This window comes from Pseudomonas sp. DW-iso17, from assembly GCF_058725345.1.
Window position 1 is genome coordinate 76,425 of the sequence record NZ_JBZXEA010000010.1, and the last position, 19,960, is coordinate 96,384.

General features: G+C 60.3%; 14 protein-coding genes. 6 read left to right on the forward strand and 8 right to left on the reverse strand.

Annotated elements, in window-relative coordinates; all coding sequences use genetic code 11:
• Positions 1–7: 7 nt before the first annotated feature.
• Entirely contained in the window at positions 8–754 is a 747-nt protein-coding gene (locus AC4PS6_RS07735) for an SDR family oxidoreductase (protein WP_336827345.1), read from the forward strand.
• Here AC4PS6_RS07735 and mapR read toward each other — a convergent pair.
• The 3 genes from mapR to AC4PS6_RS07750 all read right to left on the reverse strand — a co-directional run bounded on the left by mapR (position 751) and on the right by AC4PS6_RS07750 (position 4,149).
• Positions 751–2,160: a GntR family transcriptional regulator MpaR gene (gene mapR / locus AC4PS6_RS07740; protein ID WP_103452169.1), complete on the reverse strand. Its 1,410-nt coding sequence runs from the start codon at positions 2,158–2,160 to the stop codon at positions 751–753. The genes AC4PS6_RS07735 and mapR overlap by 4 nt on opposite strands.
• Positions 2,161–2,315: 155 nt before the next feature.
• Positions 2,316–3,725, reverse strand: coding sequence for a cytochrome c oxidase accessory protein CcoG (ccoG, locus tag AC4PS6_RS07745; RefSeq protein WP_038452177.1), 1,410 nt, complete (start codon positions 3,723–3,725; stop codon positions 2,316–2,318).
• Positions 3,726–3,909: 184 nt separating this feature from the next.
• Positions 3,910–4,149 carry a DUF3203 family protein gene (locus AC4PS6_RS07750; RefSeq protein WP_032901622.1) on the reverse strand — a complete coding sequence of 80 codons (240 nt, stop codon included), beginning with the start codon at positions 4,147–4,149 and terminating at the stop codon, positions 3,910–3,912.
• A 122-nt stretch (positions 4,150–4,271) separates the two neighbouring features.
• Here AC4PS6_RS07750 and AC4PS6_RS07755 point away from each other — a divergent pair, with 122 nt between their 5' ends.
• Positions 4,272–4,763: an MgtC/SapB family protein gene (locus AC4PS6_RS07755; RefSeq protein ID WP_014718686.1), complete on the forward strand. Its 492-nt coding sequence runs from the start codon at positions 4,272–4,274 to the stop codon at positions 4,761–4,763.
• A 19-nt stretch (positions 4,764–4,782) separates the two neighbouring features.
• Here the strand turns inward: AC4PS6_RS07755 and AC4PS6_RS07760 are convergent, their stop codons facing one another.
• Both AC4PS6_RS07760 and AC4PS6_RS07765 read right to left on the reverse strand, forming a co-directional pair.
• The gene (locus tag AC4PS6_RS07760) at positions 4,783–5,796 is read right to left on the reverse strand and encodes a M10 family metallopeptidase C-terminal domain-containing protein (protein WP_336827344.1); all 1,014 of its coding nucleotides are present in this window, start codon (positions 5,794–5,796) and stop codon (positions 4,783–4,785) included.
• Positions 5,797–5,991: 195 nt separating this feature from the next.
• On the reverse strand, positions 5,992–6,156 hold the full coding sequence (locus AC4PS6_RS07765) for a hypothetical protein (protein WP_165835081.1): 165 nt from the start codon (positions 6,154–6,156) through the stop codon (positions 5,992–5,994).
• A 204-nt stretch (positions 6,157–6,360) separates the two neighbouring features.
• On the opposite strand from AC4PS6_RS07765, the gene AC4PS6_RS07770 reads away from it, so the two are divergent.
• From AC4PS6_RS07770 to AC4PS6_RS07785, 4 genes are all read left to right on the forward strand, one after another.
• Positions 6,361–8,349, forward strand: coding sequence for an alpha-1,4-glucan--maltose-1-phosphate maltosyltransferase (locus AC4PS6_RS07770; protein ID WP_020301129.1), 1,989 nt, complete (start codon positions 6,361–6,363; stop codon positions 8,347–8,349).
• 164 nt (positions 8,350–8,513) lie between these two features.
• Entirely contained in the window at positions 8,514–11,861 is a 3,348-nt protein-coding gene (gene treS / locus AC4PS6_RS07775; RefSeq protein WP_014718683.1) for a maltose alpha-D-glucosyltransferase, read from the forward strand.
• Positions 11,858–14,104 carry a 1,4-alpha-glucan branching protein GlgB gene (glgB, locus tag AC4PS6_RS07780; RefSeq protein ID WP_014718682.1) on the forward strand — a complete coding sequence of 749 codons (2,247 nt, stop codon included), beginning with the start codon at positions 11,858–11,860 and terminating at the stop codon, positions 14,102–14,104. Before treS ends, glgB begins: the two co-directional genes overlap by 4 nt.
• 42 nt (positions 14,105–14,146) lie before the next feature.
• Complete coding sequence (locus tag AC4PS6_RS07785; RefSeq protein ID WP_019816876.1) at positions 14,147–15,307, forward strand: GGDEF domain-containing protein; 1,161 nt, start codon at positions 14,147–14,149, stop codon at positions 15,305–15,307.
• On the opposite strand, the gene AC4PS6_RS07790 is transcribed toward AC4PS6_RS07785, so the two are convergent.
• From AC4PS6_RS07790 to AC4PS6_RS07800, 3 genes are all read right to left on the reverse strand, one after another.
• Positions 15,286–17,490, reverse strand: coding sequence for a GAF domain-containing protein (locus tag AC4PS6_RS07790; protein WP_336827343.1), 2,205 nt, complete (start codon positions 17,488–17,490; stop codon positions 15,286–15,288). The genes AC4PS6_RS07785 and AC4PS6_RS07790 overlap by 22 nt on opposite strands.
• 171 nt (positions 17,491–17,661) lie before the next feature.
• Complete coding sequence (locus AC4PS6_RS07795) at positions 17,662–18,513, reverse strand: CAP domain-containing protein (protein WP_336827342.1); 852 nt, start codon at positions 18,511–18,513, stop codon at positions 17,662–17,664.
• An 82-nt stretch (positions 18,514–18,595) separates the two neighbouring features.
• Positions 18,596–19,921 (reverse strand): MFS transporter, encoded by a 1,326-nt coding sequence (locus AC4PS6_RS07800; RefSeq protein WP_014718679.1) that lies wholly within the window; start codon positions 19,919–19,921, stop codon positions 18,596–18,598.
• Between the last annotated feature and the right edge of the window lie 39 nt (positions 19,922–19,960).

The window sequence follows — 19,960 nt, forward strand, 5'->3', positions numbered from 1 at the left end:
CGCAGCCATGGACAAAGTCGTCATCATCACCGGGGGCAGCCGAGGGATTGGCGCCGAGACGGGCTTGCTGGCCGCTCGCGAAGGTTATCGCATCTGCATTAATTATCAGTCGGACGAGAAGGCTGCCCATGCTGTGCTTGAACAAGTGCGCGGCCTCGGAGCACAGGCCATCGCGGTGCGCGCCGATGTCAGCATCGAAGATGAGGTGATTGCGCTGTTCAATCGTGTGGACGCCGAATTGGGGCGTGTCACTGCGCTGGTCAATAATGCCGGTACCGTGGGGCAAAAATCGCGGGTCGACGAGATGTCCGAGTTTCGTATCCTCAAAATCCTCAAGACCAATGTGCTGGGCCCGATTCTGTGTGCCAAGCACGCGGTGTTACGCATGTCGCCCCGGCATGGCGGGCAGGGCGGCAGTATCGTCAACGTGTCCTCGGTGGCGGCGCGGCTGGGCTCGCCGGGTGAGTATGTCGACTACGCGGCCTCCAAGGGCGCGCTGGATACCTTTACCCTGGGGTTGTCGAAGGAGGTGGCGGGCGAGGGCATTCGCGTCAACGCCGTGCGCCCAGGCTATATCTTTACCGATTTCCATGCCCTGAGCGGCGACCCGGACCGGGTCAGCAAGCTGGAGTCCGGCATCCCGATGGCGCGCGGCGGGCGTCCGGATGAAGTGGCGGAGGCGATTATCTGGTTACTGTCGGACAAGGCATCGTATTCCACCGGAACGTTTATCGACTTGGGAGGCGGCCGTTAAAACGATCGCACAATCCGCCCTAATGTCTCCATGGCCTCTTCCGATGCCTCGTTCCACGGGCTGCCATAGTTCAAGCGTATGCAGTTTCTGAACCGCTGAGTTGCGGAAAAGATCGGCCCCGGCGCAATGCTGATGCCCTGGGCCAAGGCCATCTGGAACAACTTCAGCGAGTCGGTCTGCTCCGGCAATTCCAACCACAGGAAATAGCCCCCCGCCGGCTGGCTGACCCGTGTCTGGGCCGGGAAGTAGCGAGCGATAGCCGCGAGCATGGCGCTTTGCTGTTCTTCCAGGGCGTAGCGCAGTTTGCGCAGGTGGCGGTCATAGCCGCCGTGTTGCAGGTAGTCGGCAATTGCCGCCTGGGCCGGCATCGACGGGCATAACGAGGTCATCAACTTGAGCCGCTCGACCTTCTGTGCAAAGCGCCCGGCGGCGACCCAGCCCACTCGGTAACCCGGCGCCAGGCTCTTGGCAAAGGAGCCGCAATGCATCACCAGCCCTTCGGTATCGAAGGCCTTGGCCGGTTTAGGCGCTTGTTGCCCGTAGTACAGCTCGGCGTAGACGTCATCTTCGATCAGCGGCACTTGATGGCTGCGCAGCAGTTCCACCAGCGCCTGTTTTTTCTCTTCAGGCAGCGTGGCGCCCATGGGGTTCTGGAAACTGGTCATGGTCCAGCAGGCCTTGATCGGATAGCGCTCAAGGCTTTGGGCCAGGGCGTTCAGGTCAATACCGTCGCGCGGGTGCACCGGGATCTCCACGGCCTTGAGCTTCAGGCGTTCAAGCACTTGCAAACACGCGTAGAACGCCGGCGCCTCGATGGCCACTAGGTCGCCCGGTTCGGTCACAGCCTGCAGGCACAGGTTCAACGCTTCGAGGGCACCGTTGGTGATCAACAGCTCCTCCATCGGCAGCATCAGGCCACCGACCATATAGCGCAGGGCAATCTGCCGGCGCAGTTGCGGGTTGCCCGGCGACATGTCGGTCACCACCAAGCGTGGGTCCATTTCGCGGCTGGCGCTGGCCAGGGAGCGGGCCAGGCGCGGCAGCGGGAACAGCATGGGGCTGGGGAAGGCCGAGCCGAAGGGCACGGTGTTGGGGTCTTTGATGGAGTCCAGTACCGAGAACACCAGCTCACTCACGCCCACCTCGGTGGACTCATGCACCTGCTCACTCACCACCGGTTCGGAAAACGGGCTGGGCGCATGGGCGTTGACGAAGTAGCCAGAGCGGGGGCGTGCGCGAATCAGGCCACGACGCTCCAGCAGGTAGTAGGCCTGGAACACGGTGGACGGGCTGACGCCGTAGGCCTGGCTGGCATAGCGCACCGATGGCACGCGCTGGCCGGGGCCGAGGACGCCGGAGCGGATCAGTTCTGCGATGTCGTCGGCAAATTTTTCGTAGCGTTTCATGGCGGCCTAATTAGCTTTTTGAATGTGTACGCAGGGCAAATTGTAGGCGCTGGCTTGCCTGCGAAGGCGGTGTGTCAGTCACTGCATCTGTTACTGCTCTACCCCTTTCGCAGGCAAGCCAGCTCCCACATTTGATCTCTGTTGTTGATGAAGTATCAGCGATTCAAGGGCGCTACGAAGCGGCTGTCAGCAGCGGTATAGATCCAAGGTTCATCCACATCAGTGACTTTAAAACGTAAGGTTTGAGAGCTGCTGGCCGGTGTGTCCGCCAGCAATGCTACCGACACCGGTATATCGACAATTTCCCCGGCAGCCAGGCTGACCTGGGTCTTGCCTTGCAACTGGAACCCCTCGGCATCCACCAGTTCCAGGCGGTATTCCTGGCGCTGCTGGGTTTTGTTGATCACCTTGAGGCTGTAGATGTTTTCGATCAAACCCAGGCTGTTTTCGCGGAACATGCCACGGTCTTTGGTCACATCCAGCGACACCATCGGCCGTTCAATCAGGGCCACCACCAGTGCCGCGAGCATCACCACCAGCACGGCACTGTAGCCGATCAGGCGTGGCCGCAGCAGATGAGTCTTGCCACCCTGCAATTGGTGCTCACTGGTATAACTGACCAAGCCACGGGCATAGCCCATTTTGTCCATGATCGAATCGCAGGCGTCGATGCAGGCTGCGCAGCCGATGCATTCCATCTGCAGGCCGTCGCGGATATCGATGCCCGTGGGGCATACCTGCACGCATAGCTGGCAATCGATGCAGTCACCGAGGCCAACCTGCGCTGGCGGCACGTCACGTTTACGCGGGCCACGTTGCTCGCCGCGGGCGGCGTCGTAGGAAATAGTCAGGGTGTCTTTATCAAACATCACGCTCTGGAAGCGTGCATAGGGGCACATGTGCATGCATACGGCTTCGCGTAGCCAGCCGGCATTGATGTAAGTGGCCCCCGTGAAAAACAATACCCAAAACAGGCTCACACCGCCCATCTGCCACGTCAGCAGTTCGGCGGCCAAGGGGCGGATGGGGGTGAAGTAGCCCACAAACGTCAGCCCGGTCAACACACTGATACCCAGCCACAACGTATGTTTGGCCGAGCGCCGTGCCAGCTTATTCAGGCTCCAGGGTGCCGCCTGCAGTTTGATACGTTGGTTGCGTTCACCCTCGGTCACCTTCTCGCACCACATGAACAGCCAGGTAAACGAGCTTTGCGGGCAGGTGTAGCCGCACCAGACGCGGCCGGCAAACACCGTGATCGCGAAGAGGCCGAAGGCACAGATGATCAACAGCGCCGAGAGCAGGATGAAATCCTGGGGCCAGAATGTCGCACCAAAGATATGGAACTTGCTCTCGGCCAAGTCCCATAGTACGGCTTGGCGTCCACCCCAGTTCAGCCACACAGTGCCAAAAAAAGCCAGAAACAGCAGGCCGGCACCGCCCACGCGCAAGGTGCGGAACACACCGGTAAAACTGCGGGTATGGATCAGGTTGTCGCTGGATTTGGCCTTCACCTTCTTTGGGTGAATGGGCTCAAAGGTTTCCACGGTTGGGATTCGTTCGCTCATGGTCATTCGCTCATCAGCCTCCATCAGGCGGATGAACTATGGGCGACAGACTGTTCGCATAACAGACTCAGGTGGAAGGATAAAAAGCGGATCAGATAGGCTTGATGCGTTCTTGTGCGTCAATGTGCTGCACCCCGAATCTATAGGGGTGCAGGGATTCAAAGGGTTCGATGATACAGATCAATCAAATCACCGAACCAGGCTCTTGCGCCTTTACATGGTTACGGCCATCCGTGGCCCCTTCAACCGTCAGCGCGTCGGCTTCGGCTTCAGTGATATAGATCCGCTCGCCCGCCAACTCCACATAGGACATGGCTTTGTCATGGTCGGTAAGGATCTTCACGCGGGTGGCTGGCAGGCTTTGTTCCTGGCCGTCCACGTCGAGCGTGAAGTAGCACAAATGGTTTTCGATGCGCAGGGGCATGGCGATCTCCTTTCTATGGGCTCTATCACGTTAGGCGACCCCTATGACAAGGGGTTCCAGGCAACTGACTGGCGGTCTGCGCTGTCCATCCTTTATCTATCCATAATAAAAGGAGCGCATCCATGGACGCCTGGTGGCATCAAGTGTGGCAAACCCTGCAAGCCGAATTCGCGGACATCGGCGATGCCCGGCAACTCACCCAAGTGACGGTGCGCCTGCTGATCGCCGCGATCCTGGGCGGCATCCTGGGTTTTGAGCGTGAGCACAAGGGCAAGGCGGCTGGCGTGCGCACCCATATGCTGGTTGCGCTTGGTGCGGCGCTGTTCGTGCTGGTGCCGCAGATGTCCGGCAACCAGGCGGACGCCATGAGCCGTGTGGTTCAGGGGGTGATTGCGGGCATCGGCTTCCTTGGCGCCGGCACCATCCTCAAGGGCAAGGAAGATGAAGAGGGCCAGCATGTGAAGGGCCTGACTACGGCGGCCGGGTTGTGGATGACCGCCGCCATTGGTGTGGCGGCGGGGATGGGGCGTGAATCGACGGCAGTACTCAGTACACTGCTGGCCCTGGCGGTGTTCAGCATCATGCCGAGAATCGTCAGATTGTTGGAAAAGTGATCCTGAGTCATACCGCGGATCAGGTCACGATGTTGCTTTGGCGTACCTCACCAAACACCTTGAGCAAAAAGGGGTCTTTGCCCGGCGCATCGGCGATGACAATTACGCTGGTGTTGGCGCTGGGCGAGTGATGGATCTGCATTTCACCGATTACTTCTGGAAACCGATCGACCGGCCGCAGCGACGTGTTCAGCTGCCGCTGGATGCCGGACAGGTCCAGTTTATCTCCCGATTTGAAATTGCGGACCTCGCTGGGGGCCTCCAGGGTAGATTCACTGGTAGCGTTGAAACTGTAGGTTGCAGCGCGAGTGTCGGCAGGCGATGAGTCCTGCGTTTCAGGCGCCGCCGATTGGTCGAGCTTTTCGTCGCTCAGGGACGAAGCTGCATCCGTGAGGGCTTTGGACTTGGTCTCCATTGCAGAAAAATTTTTGCTCAGAGCACCCAGTTCTTCGAGCCAATTTTTGTGATGGTCAACGGTGTTCCAGATGTCGCCGTCGAACGCGGCGGTAATGATTTCCAGAAGTTTGAGCCTCATTTTATCGGCCGCTTCATTGATCACCTGGTGCTTGGCAGACTCCAGGTTTGAATCAATATTTTTTTTGTCGAGCTTGTCCCGGATCTCTCGAAGTGTGTCGCGGTTTTTTTTCGCGTTGGCGCCCCTCGACATTAATTTGACATTCTCTGGGGTCAATGTGGTGTTGAACTGCTCAGTGATTGCGCGAGATTTCGGCGAGCTTGGATTGCGTTGTATCTCCTTGATGGTGTCTGGGGTCAATGCCGTATTCAGGTCGTCCAACTTATTCTTCGCCTCTACCTCCGACATAGAAGGTGAGGTGTTGGACTTCGTCGTTGGCGACAGGGGGGTATGGGGTGAGCGGTCAGGCGCCTTAGGGGAGGAGGACCAGTTCGGGCCGGCCTTGAGCAACGTATTTATTCGCTCGGGCGTCAGCGCCTGTTGATTGGAGACGGGATTGGAGGATGTGGGTGTTGTGACTGGAGCAGTGGGCGTTGATGGGGAGGCGATAGTCGACATGGGTCTACTCGTGATAAATGGGCTAAAGGCCAGGTGAAAAAAAGGCTGAGCATTCACGCGAGATCAATATAAAAAGGAACAGTAAAACGAACATTCAGCCTTGACGTGGAACTTCGTAGGACTCCTCGTTTTTTTGTGTGCTCGAACACCAGGACGTCTAGGTGTTCGAGCAGGCCGTGTTCTTGCTCTGATGATTTAGACGATCACCGGAGGCAGGGTCGTCGGCGGCTCTTGCACGGGCGGTGGGTCGTTTTCCGGCGGCTCTCTCTCTGGAATGGGCGCCGGTTCACTGGGCGGCGTCGGTAGTGGCGGAGTGTCGATATTCGGATCTTCAGGTTCAGGTGGTATCGGGATATTCATCGGTGTGGCCTCCTTTGTGCTTTGCTCTAGCGGTGGACCGCTGCCTGGGGCAATTGATTCCCTGCCCAGCGGCGGCATATCCACCTGAACTTTTGCGGCGCGCCCAGGCTCGGACCTTATACGGCCACGCTCAGGGAAAGCGTCGCCGCCTTTGAATTCGGATCAAGCCAAGAGCGTCCACAGGGCGTAAGGGGAAGATGCTCGATGATTGCTGAAACACTGGCTCCAGAAGGCTCGATACTGCCGCTGTCGCAAGCGCTGTTGTTACCCAGGATCGCTATCGAAAGCACCATGCCGGTGATCGACAATGGTGAGTTCGCCGTCAAGGCTGTGGTCGGCCAGCGTGTCAATGTCACCAGCAAAGTGTTCGCTGATGGTCACGACAAGCTGGCGGTGCTGATCCGCTGGCGCGTGCTGGAGGAAGAAAGCTGGCACAGCGTGGTCATGACCGATGTCGGCAACGATGGCTGGGAAGGCGCGTTCACCGTAGCCCAACTCGGGCCGCATGAATACTGCATCGAGGCATGGATCGATACCTTCGCCAGCTTCTGCTATGAATTGCGCAAGAAACATGAGGCCGGGGTGCCGGTCAGCCTTGAATTGCAGGAAGGCCGCAGCCTGGTGTTGCAGGCTGCCGAGCGCAGTGACAACGAATTGCGCGACCGTTTGATGGTGTTGCACCACGAACTGTCGGGCCTGCTGGAAACCGAGCAGGTGGCGTTGTTCCTGCACGAAGACAGTGCACACCTGATGACCCAGGCCGATCATCGCGCGTATCTGAGCGTCAGCCCCGCCTACCCAATTGACGTAGAGCGTGAGGCGGCGCAGTTCGCCAGTTGGTATGAGCTGTTTCCCCGCTCGATCACCGATGATCCGGCCCGCCACGGTACATTCAACGACGTGCACTCGCGCTTGTCGATGATCCACGACATGGGTTTTGACGTGCTGTACTTCCCGCCGATCCATCCTATCGGCCGCAGCCACCGCAAGGGCAAGAACAACTCACTCACCGCAGGCCCCGATGATCCGGGCAGTCCGTATGCCATCGGCAGCGCGGAGGGCGGGCATGAGGCGATTCACCCGCAACTGGGCAGCCGTGAGGATTTCCGTCGCCTGGTCAAGGCCGCTGCCGACCACGGCCTGGAAATTGCCCTGGACTTCGCCATCCAGTGCTCCCAGGACCACCCATGGCTTGAACAGCACCCTGGCTGGTTCAACTGGCGCCCCGACGGCACGATTAAGTACGCCGAGAACCCGCCGAAAAAGTATCAGGACATCGTCAACGTCGATTTCTATGCGGCGGATGCGATTCCGGGCTTATGGACAGAACTGCGCGACATTGTGGTGGGCTGGGTGGAAGAGGGCGTGAAGACCTTTCGCGTCGACAACCCGCACACCAAGCCGCTGCCGTTCTGGCAATGGCTGATCAGCGACGTGCGTGCCAAGTACCCGGAGGTGATCTTCCTCGCCGAAGCTTTCACCACCCCGGCAATGATGGCGCGCCTGGGCAAGGTCGGCTATTCCCAGAGCTATACCTACTTTACGTGGCGCAACACCAAGGCTGAACTGAGCGAGTACCTCACTCAACTGAACCAATCGCCCTGGCGTGAGTGCTACCGCCCGAACTTCTTCGTCAATACGCCGGACATCAACCCGGGTTTCCTGCATGACTCCGGCCGCGCAGGCTTCCTGATCCGCGCTGCGCTGGCCACGATGGGCTCGGGCCTGTGGGGGATGTATTCAGGCTTTGAGTTGTGTGAGTCGGCGCCCGTGCCAGGCAAAGAAGAATACCTCGACTCCGAGAAGTACGAGATCCGCCCCCGCGACTTTACCGCCCCCGGCAACATCATCGCCGAGATCGCCCAGCTCAACCGCATCCGCCGCCAGAACCCGGCGTTGCACACGCACCTGGGGCTCAAGCTCTACAACGCCTGGAACGACAACATCCTGTACTTCGGCAAGCGCAGCGAGGACGGCAGCAATTTCATTCTGGTCGCCGTCAACCTCGACCCGCACAACGCCCAGGAAGCCCACTTTGAATTGCCGCTGTGGGAGATGGGCTTGCCCGACGATGCCCAGACCCAGGGCGAAGACTTGATGAACGGCCATCGCTGGACCTGGTACGGCAAGACCCAATGGACCCGGCTGGAGCCGCAGATGCCGTTCGGGATATGGCGCATCAGCACCCCCTGAGTGCTCGTTCCCACGCTCTGCGTGGGAACGCCTCACTTCGCTCTGCGTGGGAATGCCTCACTGGACGCTCTGCGTCGCGCTTGGGACGCGGAGCGTCCGGGGCTGCATTCCCACGCGGAGCCTGGGAACGATCCTCGAGAACTTTGTATTTTCAGGAGTTTGCAATGGCCAAGAAACCCAAGGCAGCCACCTTCATCAAAGACCCGCTCTGGTACAAAGACGCGGTGATCTACCAGGTACACGTCAAATCCTATTTCGACTCCAACAACGACGGCATTGGTGACTTTGCCGGGCTGATCGCCAAACTCGACTACATCGCTGACCTGGGCGTGAACACCATCTGGCTGCTGCCGTTCTACCCGTCTCCCCGCCGTGATGACGGCTACGACATTGCCGAATACCGCGGCGTGCACAGCGACTACGGGACGATGGCCGACGCCAAGCGCTTTATTGCCCAAGCCCATCAACGCGGGCTGCGCGTGATCACAGAGCTTGTGATCAACCACACCTCCGACCAGCACCCCTGGTTCCAGCGTGCGCGCAAGGCCAAGCCGGGCTCGGCCGCACGGGACTTCTACGTGTGGTCGGACGATGACCAGAAATACGACGGCACGCGCATTATTTTCCTGGACACCGAAAAGTCCAACTGGACCTGGGACCCGGTGGCCGGCCAGTACTTCTGGCACCGTTTTTACTCGCACCAACCGGACCTCAACTTCGATAACCCGCAGGTCATGAAAGCGGTGCTGTCGGTGATGCGCTATTGGCTCGACCTGGGCATCGACGGCCTGCGCCTGGACGCCATTCCCTATCTGATCGAACGGGACGGCACCAACAACGAAAACCTGGCGGAAACCCACAACGTCCTCAAGCAGATCCGCGCCGAGATCGATGCCCATTATCCCGACCGCATGCTGCTGGCCGAAGCCAACCAATGGCCGGAAGACACGCAGCTGTACTTTGGGGATAGAAAGGGTGATGACGGCGATGAATGCCACATGGCCTTTCACTTTCCACTGATGCCGCGCATGTACATGGCGTTGGCCCAGGAAGATCGCTTCCCCATTACCGACATTCTGCGCCAGACCCCGGAGATTCCCGCCAACTGCCAGTGGGCAATTTTCCTGCGCAACCATGATGAGCTGACCCTGGAAATGGTCACCGACAAAGAGCGCGACTACCTGTGGAACTACTACGCCGCAGACCGCCGCGCCCGCATCAACCTGGGCATTCGGCGACGCCTGGCGCCGCTGGTGGAGCGCGATCGTCGGCGGGTGGAATTGCTCAACAGCCTGTTGCTGTCGATGCCGGGCACGCCGACCCTGTACTACGGCGATGAAATCGGCATGGGCGACAACATCTACCTGGGCGACCGTGACGGCGTGCGCACGCCCATGCAATGGTCCATCGACCGCAATGGCGGGTTTTCCCGTGCCGACCCGGCCAGCCTGGTGTTGCCGCCGATCATGGACCCGCAATACGGCTACCAGTCGGTCAACGTCGAGACCCAGGCCCAGGACCCGCATTCATTGCTCAACTGGACCCGGCGCATGCTCGCAGTGCGCAAGCAGTCCAAGGCGTTTGGTCGTGGCAGCTTGAAAATGCTCTCGCCGACTAACCGGCGCATCCTGGCTTACACCCGTGAATACACCGGTGAAGACGGCCACACCGAGATCATCCTGTGCGTGGCCAACGTGTCGCGCAGCGCCCAGGCGGCGGAGCTGGACCTGTCGGCCTTTGCCGGCATGGTGCCGGTGGAGATGCTTGGCGGTAATGCCTTCCCGCCAATCGGCCAGCTGAATTTCCTGCTGACCCTGGCGCCCTATGGTTTCTATTGGTTCGTGCTGGCAGCGGAAAACCAGATGCCCAGCTGGCATGTGGAACCGGCGCAAAGCATGCCCGACTTCACCACTTTGGTACTGAAAAAACGCATGGAAGAGCTACTCGAAGAACCTTGCCGCACCAGCCTGGAACATACGTCACTGCCCGCCTGGCTGCCCAAGCGGCGCTGGTTTGCCGGCAAAGATACGGCAATCGACACGGTGCACATCGCATATGGCGTGCGTTTTGGCGACCCGCAGCATCCGGTGTTGCTCAGTGAGATCGAAGTGACCAGTGCCGGCCAGGTCAGCCGCTACCAACTGCCCTTGGGCTTCCTTGGCGAAGACCAGTTCACCAGCGCCTTGCCCCAGCAATTGGCGTTGGCCCGAGTGCGACGCACCCGCCAGGTAGGTTTGGTGACCGATGCCTTCAGCCTTGAGCATTTTATCCTTGAGGTGATCCAGGCCATGCAGGCCGGCACCGTGCTCAATACCCCTGACGGCGATCTGCGATTCGAGGCCACTCATCACTTGGCCGCATTGCAACTGACCCGTGAATCGCCGGTGCGTTACTTGTCCGCCGAGCAGTCCAACAGCTCGGTGGTGGTCGGTGAGAGTCTGGTGCTCAAGCTGATTCGCAAAGTCAGCGCCGGCGTGCACCCGGAGCTGGAAATGAGTGCGTACCTGACCGCCGCTGGCTACCCGAACATCTCGCCGCTGCTGGGCTTTATGAGCCGCCAGGACGGGCAGGGACAGGACAACTTGCTGATGATTGCCCAGGGTTACTTGAGCAATCAGGGCGATGCCTGGAGCTGGACCCAGAACAACCTGGAGCGGGCGATCCGCGATGAGCTGGCCGACGCGATCTCTGAACAGGAACAGCATTACAACGCCCTCGGGGAACTGGCAGATTTTGCCGGTTTGCTCGGTCAGCGCCTGGGTGAAATGCACCTGGTGCTGGGTGCGCCAACGGCCGACAAGGCCTTCAAACCCGAACCCACCACAATCAAAGACACCCAAGCCTGGGCCAAGGATGTCGGCGCCCAGATCGACCGTGCCTTGCAGTTGCTCAAGCTTAATCAAAGCCAGTTGAACCCCGCCGACCAGGCGTTGGTCAGTGAATTACTGGCGCAGAAAAAAGCCATCGCGGCGCATGTCCAGGCGTTGGCCAAAGCCACGGCGGGCGGATTGCGCATTCGCGTCCACGGTGACTTGCACCTGGGCCAGGTATTGGTGGTCAAGGGCGATGCCTACTTGATCGACTTCGAGGGCGAACCGGCGCGACCGCTGCATGAGCGGCGCGGCAAACACAGCCCTTATAAAGATGTGAGCGGTGTGCTGCGTTCCTTTGATTATGCCGCGGCCATGGCGCTGAATGTACAAGGGGTGGATCACACGCCAGAAGCGAACGCTGCGCGCAAACGCGTGACCGACCGCTACCTGAATGAAGCCCGCGTAGCATTTACCCAGGCTTACCAGGCCGCTGCGTCTACACTGGCGCATGACTGGCAGGATGCCAACGGCCAAGACGCAGCGCTGACCTTGTTCAGCTTGGAAAAGGCGGCGTACGAAGTGGCCTACGAAGCAGAAAACCGCCCGACTTGGCTGCCGGTGCCCCTGCAAGGGCTGCACGGCTTGTTGAGCGGGCTGACACCTATATCTAAACCTGTACGCGGTGGGGAGACGTCATGAGTTTTACACAGAGAGAACCGCTGCAGCCCAAGTTGACTGCATTGCCGGCGTCCAAGGACGTCGATGCGCTGGTGCGCGCCGAGCACCCCGATCCCTTTTCGATCCTGGGGCCCCATGATGACGAGCAGGGCGGCCAGTTTATCCGTGCGTTCCTGCCCGAGGCCCTGAGTGTCCAGGTACTGGCGCGTGACACAGGTGAGCCGTTTGGCAGCCTCGATGCCACCCAGGTGCCAGGCCTGTTTATTGGGCACTTCAGCACTCGCCAGCCCTACCTGCTGAAAATCCAGTGGGCCGGCGGTGAGCAGATCACCGAAGACCCCTACAGCTTCAGCCAATTGCTGCTGGGGGAAATGGACCTGTACCTGTTTGCCGAAGGCAATCACCGTGACCTGGGCAACTGCCTGGGGGCTCAGGTGGTCAGCGTCGATGGCGTGCAAGGCGTGCGCTTTGCCGTGTGGGCGCCGAACGCTCGGCGGGTTTCGGTGGTGGGCGACTTCAATATCTGGGACGGGCGCCGCCACCCGATGCGCCTGCGTCATCCATCGGGGGTGTGGGAAATCTTTATCCCGCGCCTGCAACCGGGCGCGGCCTACAAGTATGAAATTCTCGGTGCCCACGGCATTCTGCCGCTCAAGGCCGACCCTGTGGCGCTGGCCACCCAACTACCGCCGGACACCGCCTCGAAGGTCGCCGCACCTTTGCAGGTGGATTGGCAGGACCATGAGTGGATGCAATCGCGGGGAGACAAGCAGAAAGCCACCGCGCCGTTGTCGATCTACGAGCTGCATGTGGGGTCCTGGCAGTGCGAGCTGGACGAGGCCGGTGAAGTGGCTCGGCAATATGGCTGGCGCGAATTGGCCGAGCGGCTGATTCCTTACGTTCAACAATTGGGCTTCACCCATATCGAACTGATGCCGATCATGGAGCACCCCTTTGGTGGCTCGTGGGGTTATCAAGCGTTATCCCAGTTTGCCCCCAGCGCGCGCTTTGGCTCGCCGGAAGACTTCGCCTGGTTCGTCAATGCCTGCCATCAGGCCGATATCGGCGTGATCCTTGATTGGGTGCCAGCGCATTTCCCCACCGATACCCACGGCCTGGCGCAATTTGACGGTACCGCGCTGTACGAATACGCCAACCCGCTGGAAGGTTTTCACCAGGACTGGGACACGCTGATCTACAACCTGGGCCGCACCGAGGTCCACGGTTTCATGCTCGCGTCGGCCTTGCACTGGCTCAAGCATTTCCACGTGGACGGCCTGCGTGTGGACGCAGTGGCCTCCATGCTGTATCGCGATTATTCGCGCAAGGCCGGTGAATGGGTGCCCAACCGTCATGGCGGCCGCGAGAACCTGGAAGCCATCGATTTCTTGCGGCACCTGAACGACGTGGTTGCCCTTGAAGCGCCGGGCGCGTTGGTAATTGCCGAGGAGTCCACGGCCTGGCCCGGCGTCAGCCAGCCGACCCAACAGGGAGGCCTGGGCTTCAACTACAAATGGAACATGGGCTGGATGCACGACTCCCTGCATTACATCCAGCAAGACCCGGTGTACCGCGCCCATCATCACAACGAGCTGAGTTTCGGGCTGGTGTACGCCTGGTCGGAGCGCTTTATCCTGCCGATTTCCCATGATGAGGTGGTGCACGGCAAGCACTCGCTGATCGACAAGATGCCCGGCGACCGCTGGCAGAAATTTGCCAACCTGCGCGCCTACCTCAGTTTCATGTGGATGCACCCCGGCAAGAAGCTGCTGTTCATGGGCTGCGAATTTGGCCAATGGCGCGAGTGGAACCACGACCAGCAACTGGATTGGTATTTGCTGCAATACCCCGAGCACCGTGGGGTGCAGAAGCTGGTTGGCGACCTGAACCGCCTGTACCGCGAAGAACCGGCGTTGCACGAACAGGACGATGCGCCCCAGGGCTTCCAATGGCTGATCGGTGATGACGCGATCAACAGCGTCTACGCCTGGCTGCGCTGGAGCAAGGGTGGCAAGCCGGTGTTGGTGGTTGCCAACTTCACCCCGGTGCCCCGTGAAGGCTACGCAGTCGGTGTGCCGTTTGGTGGGCGTTGGAGTGAGGTGATCAACAGTGATGCCGATACCTACGCCGGCTCCAATTACGGGAATGGCGGAGCCGTGTTTACCCAGGATGAGCCGCGCCATGGGCAACCGGTGTCGTTGTCGTTGAACCTGCCGCCCCTGGGCGTGCTGATTTTGCGACCTCAAGAGCCTGAAACGCTCTAGCGCGGCGTATGCCGCTGTTCGGCTTGCTGGCAAGGTGCCACAATGGCGCCTTTGCCGTCGCCGGTCAAACAGGCCAACCCCATGAATAGCCTCGGGCAGGACCAGGGTCACTCCATCGAAGAGCAGGTGCGAACCGACCGTTTGCACCAGCTGTTTCGTCAATCATTCTCGGCGATCTTCGGCAGCTACCTGGGCGCCGTCATGCTCTGCTGGCTGTGCTGGGATCGGTTCGATCATCAGGTCATCCTGGTGTGGTTGGTACTGTTGGCGGGCTCGTCATTGGTGCGCCTGCATCTGTTCGTGCAATGGTTTCGCTGCCCTGACGCGGCGCGCACGCCCGCCCGTTGGGAACGCCGCTACTGGGTCACGCTGATGCTGTCGGCGGGTATCTGGGGCGGCGGGGCGCTGGCGGTGATGCCGGTCGATGACCGCTTATCCCAGGTGCTGGTGATGCTGTTTACCGTGGGCATGTCGGTCAGCGCGGTGTCCTGTTATTCAGCCTATCGCTACATGACGCTGGGCTCGATGGCGCTGGTGTTGCTTCCCTGTACGGTATGGATGCTGTTTCAGCCTTCGCCGATGCAGGTCGGCGTGGCGTTGGCGGTGCTGGTGTTTGCTTCGTTTGTGGCCGGTGCCACGCGCAAACTCTCCGATGCCCTGGAAAAAGCCTTTCGCCTGACGAGGCAAATGGAACGCGCTCATCATATTTCCACCCGCGCCGCTCAGACCGATGAACTGACCGGGCTGATGAACCGTCGGGCGTTCTACGAACAGGCTCAGTTGCTGTATGCCCAGTGCCTTCGCGAGCAGCAGCCGTTGTGTGCATTGATGATGGACATGGACCACTTCAAAGCCATCAATGACACCTACGGCCACCAGGCCGGCGACCAGGTGTTGCGTCAGATTGGCGCGGTGATCAGCGCGTCCTTTCGCCAGACCGATATCTACGGTCGCCTGGGGGGCGAGGAGTTTGCAGTGCTGCTGCCCAATACCTCATTGGAGACCGCACGCAGCATTGCCGAGCAGTTGCTCCAGACGATTTATCACTTGCCCGCCGACCCGGTACAAGGGGTGAGCGCAAGCTTGGGCGTGGCATCGACCCACGCTCAGCCTCTGGATTTGAACGGCTTGATGAACAGTGCCGACAAGGCCCTGTACCAGGCCAAGGCATCGGGCCGCAATCAGGTGGCGGTTGTCGACTGATCCTTGCTCATCGCCTTTGCCAGCACTCGCGCAACCTGGTCGGCGGAGTAGGGCTTGGCGAGGAACTCAAAGCCTTCATAGCCGCTGTCCGCCAGTTCCTCGCTGTAGCCGGAGACGAGTACCACGGGCAGGTCCGGGCGGCGCTGGCGCAGTAGCTTGGCCATGGCCACGCCGGTCATGCCGGGCATCACCACGTCGGAGAAAATCGCATCGAACCCCTGGACGTCTGTGCCGGCGAGGTTCAGCGCCTGTTCGGCATTAGTCGCCCACGTGGTCTGGTAACCCAGGTCCTTGAGGATCTGGCTGGCGAAGCGTCCTACCTCAAGGTTGTCCTCGACGATCAGCACGTGCTGATGAGCAGCCTCTTGCGGCGCTGGCAAGTCTGTATGCGGGTCTTGATCCGGCGCCGCTTCGCCTTCGACCTGCGGCAGGTACAAGGTAAACACCGTACCCTGGCCAAGGGTGCTGGCCACATCGATATTGCCGCCTGACTGCTTGGCAAAGCCGAATACCTGCGACAGGCCAAGGCCCGTGCCTTTGCCCACGGCCTTGGTGGTGAAGAACGGCTCGAAGATGCGTTCGAAGGTATCGCTGGGAATCCCGGTGCCGGTATCGGCCAGGGAAATGGCGATGTAGGGCATGCACGACTCGGCATCCCCGCGAATACGTGGCAGCGTTTGCTCGCTGGCGACTTTGAGGGTCAGGGTACCCTGGCCGTCCATCGCATCGCGGGCGTTGAGGGCGATGTTGATCAGCGCGGTTTCGAACTGGCTTGGGTCGATGCGTGCATAGCAGGGCCGATCGGGCAATTGCACCTGCACATGAATGCGTGCGCCGGTGACGCTTTCGAGCATCTCGCCGATGTTCTGCACGCGCTGGCCGACATCGAACACCTGCGGGTTCAATGGTTGGCGACGGGCAAAAGCGAGCAGTTGGCTGGTGAGCTTGCTGGCCCGCTCCACCGTGTCGGATACCGCGCACATATAACGTTGCCGACGCTCTTCGGACAGGCCCGGTTGGCGCAGGAAATCCACGGATGAGCGGATAATGGTCAGCAGGTTATTGAAGTCATGGGCGACGCCACCGGTCAGTTGGCCGATGGCCTCAAGTTTTTGTGACTGGCGCAGTGCAGCTTCGGCTTCGGCCAGCGCACGGGTACGCTCATTCACGCGCTGCTCCAGGCTGGCATTGAGTTCCGCATAGTCGGCCAGGCCCTTACGCACGGCGGCGTCGGCACGCACGCGCTCGATATGCGCCCATGAACGTTCGGTGACTTCGCCCAACAGCGCGATGTCGTAGGACGACCAAAAACGCGGCACTTTGTCGTGTACGGCCATCAGTGCGGTGAGCCGCCCGTCTTTGATCAAGGGCATGCAAATGGTGGCCGTCACACCGAGTGCCTGGAAGCTCGCGGCGTCATGGGGCGGCAGCTCGATCAGATTATTGCGTATCACCAGTGGCTCGCCGGCACGCAGGCAGTTGACCGCGCATTCGCCAAACGCCGCCAGGCTGTAATGGCCGATGATGCTCGGCGAGCCTTGCGCCGACCAGTCGCCTCGAATGGTAAAGCCATCTTCATCCTCGTCCATGTCGGCGTAGGCACAGATGGACACCTGCAGATGTTCGGCCAGCAGGCGAGTCGTAGACGTCAGGATGGTTTCGGCGTCGGTAGCGTTGGTCACGCTATTGCTAATGGCGTCCAGCACTTCAAGACGACGGGCGAGGAACACCGTGGCAGTGGTTTCGGTCACCGTGTCGAGCAAACCGACCACTACACCTTGGGCATTGCGAATCGGGCTGTAGCAGAAGGTGAAATAGGCTTGTTCCGGCGCTTCGTTGCGTTGGATCAACAGCGGGAAGTTTTCGATATAGGTGGCGTGCCCATCGAACGCGGCGTCGGCGATAGGGCTGATATCGTCCCACACCTCGTGCCAGATCTCGTTGAACGGGCGGCCCAAGGCGTCGGGTTTGCTACCCAGGATCGGCGTGAACGCGTCGTTGTAGAGGGTAATCAACTGAGGCCCCCAGACGATGGCCTGGGGGAAACTCGACGCGAAGCACAGCGCAACGGTTGTCTTCAACACATCGGGCCAGTGTTCAAGTGGCCCCAGGGGCGTACTGGCCCAATCGTGCTGACGAACCCGCTCTGCCATTTCGCTGCTGCCTTGCAGCCAATTCATCATGGGGTTCACACCTTGGTTGCTACGTACTGTTTAGCTTTGAAGAGTCATACCGACTAGCAACAGACCGGAATGACCGCATTCAGTTCAGCGCGATTATCTCCCTGATAGCACTTTGATTTCACTGTCTATTTGCACGCCGTCATTATTGGCCGGTTGGGCCGGCGCCCAACCTTATTGCGTGCCGAATAAGCCCGTCCAATAGATGCCCGCGTCACTCTTGGGGTCCATGGCGTAGGCAGCACCCAATTCGCGAAACTGCGGGTTCATCAGGTTGGCGCAGTGGCCGGGGCTGGCGAGCCAACCGTCGACGACCTTGCGCGGCGTGTCGAGGCCGGCGGCGATGTTTTCGCCGATATTCTTCGCGATATACCCCGCCAACTCGGCGCGGTCACCCGGCGTGCGGCCGTCGGGGTCCAGGTGGTCGAAGAAATTGCCGTTGGCCATGTTGCGGGTATGGCTGTTGGCTGCGCCGGCCAGGGTGTCGTTCCACGACAGGGGCGCCGTAGCGTTGAACGCCTGGGTGCCACACTGGCGCGGCTCGGCACGGGCGGTGTTGATCAGGTCGAGCAGTTTTCTGCCTTCGGTCTGCCAATCGCCCAGGCCGCTGGTCACCAACGGGCGAGCCAGCACGATGCGCCAGTCCTGGCCGCTGTTGCTGACGCCGATGTCGACAAATTGCGGGTCGAGCACTACGCGGCAAAAGCTTTCGCGCACCGCTTTCATCGCGGCCTCGGCATCCTTGGGCCCGGACAGGCTGATGGCCTGCACATTCACCATCGGGTAGGCAGCGCGCGCCAGCGACTGCTGCAAATCGCCGACATTGGAGGCCGGCAACACCAGCCGCGTGTCGCTGGTCAGCGGCGGAAGCTCCTGGGAACCCTGGTCACCGCAGCGTTGCACCTGGCTGCGGTATTGGTTGATCTGTTGGACTAACTGACTTTCTTCATTCGCCATCGCGCTGGCGCAGAACACCGTAGTGGCGGCCAGCGTCGTAAGACCCATCATCAATGACAGAACGCGCATGGACGTTACCCTTGAGCTTGAAAGTGCCCATGATGCGCGATCCAGGTGCATCCATGCACCCGTTGCTCCGAACTTTTTTTGCTCAGTTCTTGAATGTCGAGTGTTTCGCGCCCTGATCGCAGAGGGCAAACACCACCACCAACAAGGCAGAAATCGCGAGGATCACCACCACGCCATCGGTGGAGTGGGTGGCCGAGGCCGCTACCATCGACAGCGCGCCCAGCGGTGCCAGGCCACCGGCAATGGCGGTGCCGATCTCCCGCCCGGTGCCAAAGCCCGATGAGCGCGTTTGCGTCGGGAACTGCCGGCTCAGGAACGAACCCTGGGGGGCGAACATCATCGGCGCGAGGATTCCGGTGCCCACCCCGATGGCGAGGTAAATCATCAGGCTTTCACCACTGTTGAGCAGGGCCAGGAACGGGTAGGCGAACAACAGCGAGCACAGCCCGCCGAGCATCAACACGGTCTTGCTGCTCCACTTGTCACACAGCCAGCCGAAGCAGGGCACGGCGACGATGGCCACCAGGCTGGCGATGGTCACCGACAGCGAGGTGACATGCACGTCCACGCCTTTGAATTGGGTCAGGTACGCCAGGGAGAAGGTCTTGAAGATGTAGCTCAGGGCGTTGTAGCCAATCGCGACAAAAAACACCACGGCGAGGCCCTTGAGGTCATTCTTGAACAAGGCTTTGAGAGGCGATGGCTTGGCCTTGGCTTTTTCTGTGCTCAGCGCTTCGAACTGTGGGGTCTCCGGAATGCTGTTGCGCACCCACAGGCCGACGCCTACCAGCACGATGCTGCAGATAAACGGAATGCGCCAGCCGCCGGCCAGCAGGAACTCGTTGCCGTTGATGGTCAGCAGGTAAATAGTCAGTGAGGACAGCAACAGGCCCAGGTTCAGGCCCAGTGCCGGCCAGGCGCCCTGGCTGCCACGCTTGCCTTGGGAGGCATGCTCGTAGGAGGTGACTGCCGCGCCCGACAACTCGGCACCTGCGCCCAGGCCCTGGATGATGCGGATAAACACCAGCAGGATCGGGGCCCAGATGCCGATGGAGGCGTAGCTGGGGATCAAGCCGATCAAGGTGGTGCACACGCCCATCAGGCAGAAGGTCAGCACCAGCACTTGCTTGCGCCCGAACTTGTCGCCCAGGTAGCCAAACAGGATGCCGCCGAAGGGGCGGGCGATAAAGCCGATGGCAAAGGTCGAAAAGGCCATCAGGGTGGCGGTCTTCGGGTCGCTGTTATCGAAGAAGATCTTCGAAAACACAATCGCCGCCATGGTGGCGTACAGGTAAAAGTCATACCACTCCAGCATCGAGCCGAAGATGGTGGCGGCGGCTACTTTGCGTAGGCGCTTGCGGGTTTGTTCGGGCGTTTCGGTACCGGGAATGGAGGCGGATGCCGACATGCTGGACTTCCTTCTGGGTCTTTGTAGTTATTGTTGGGT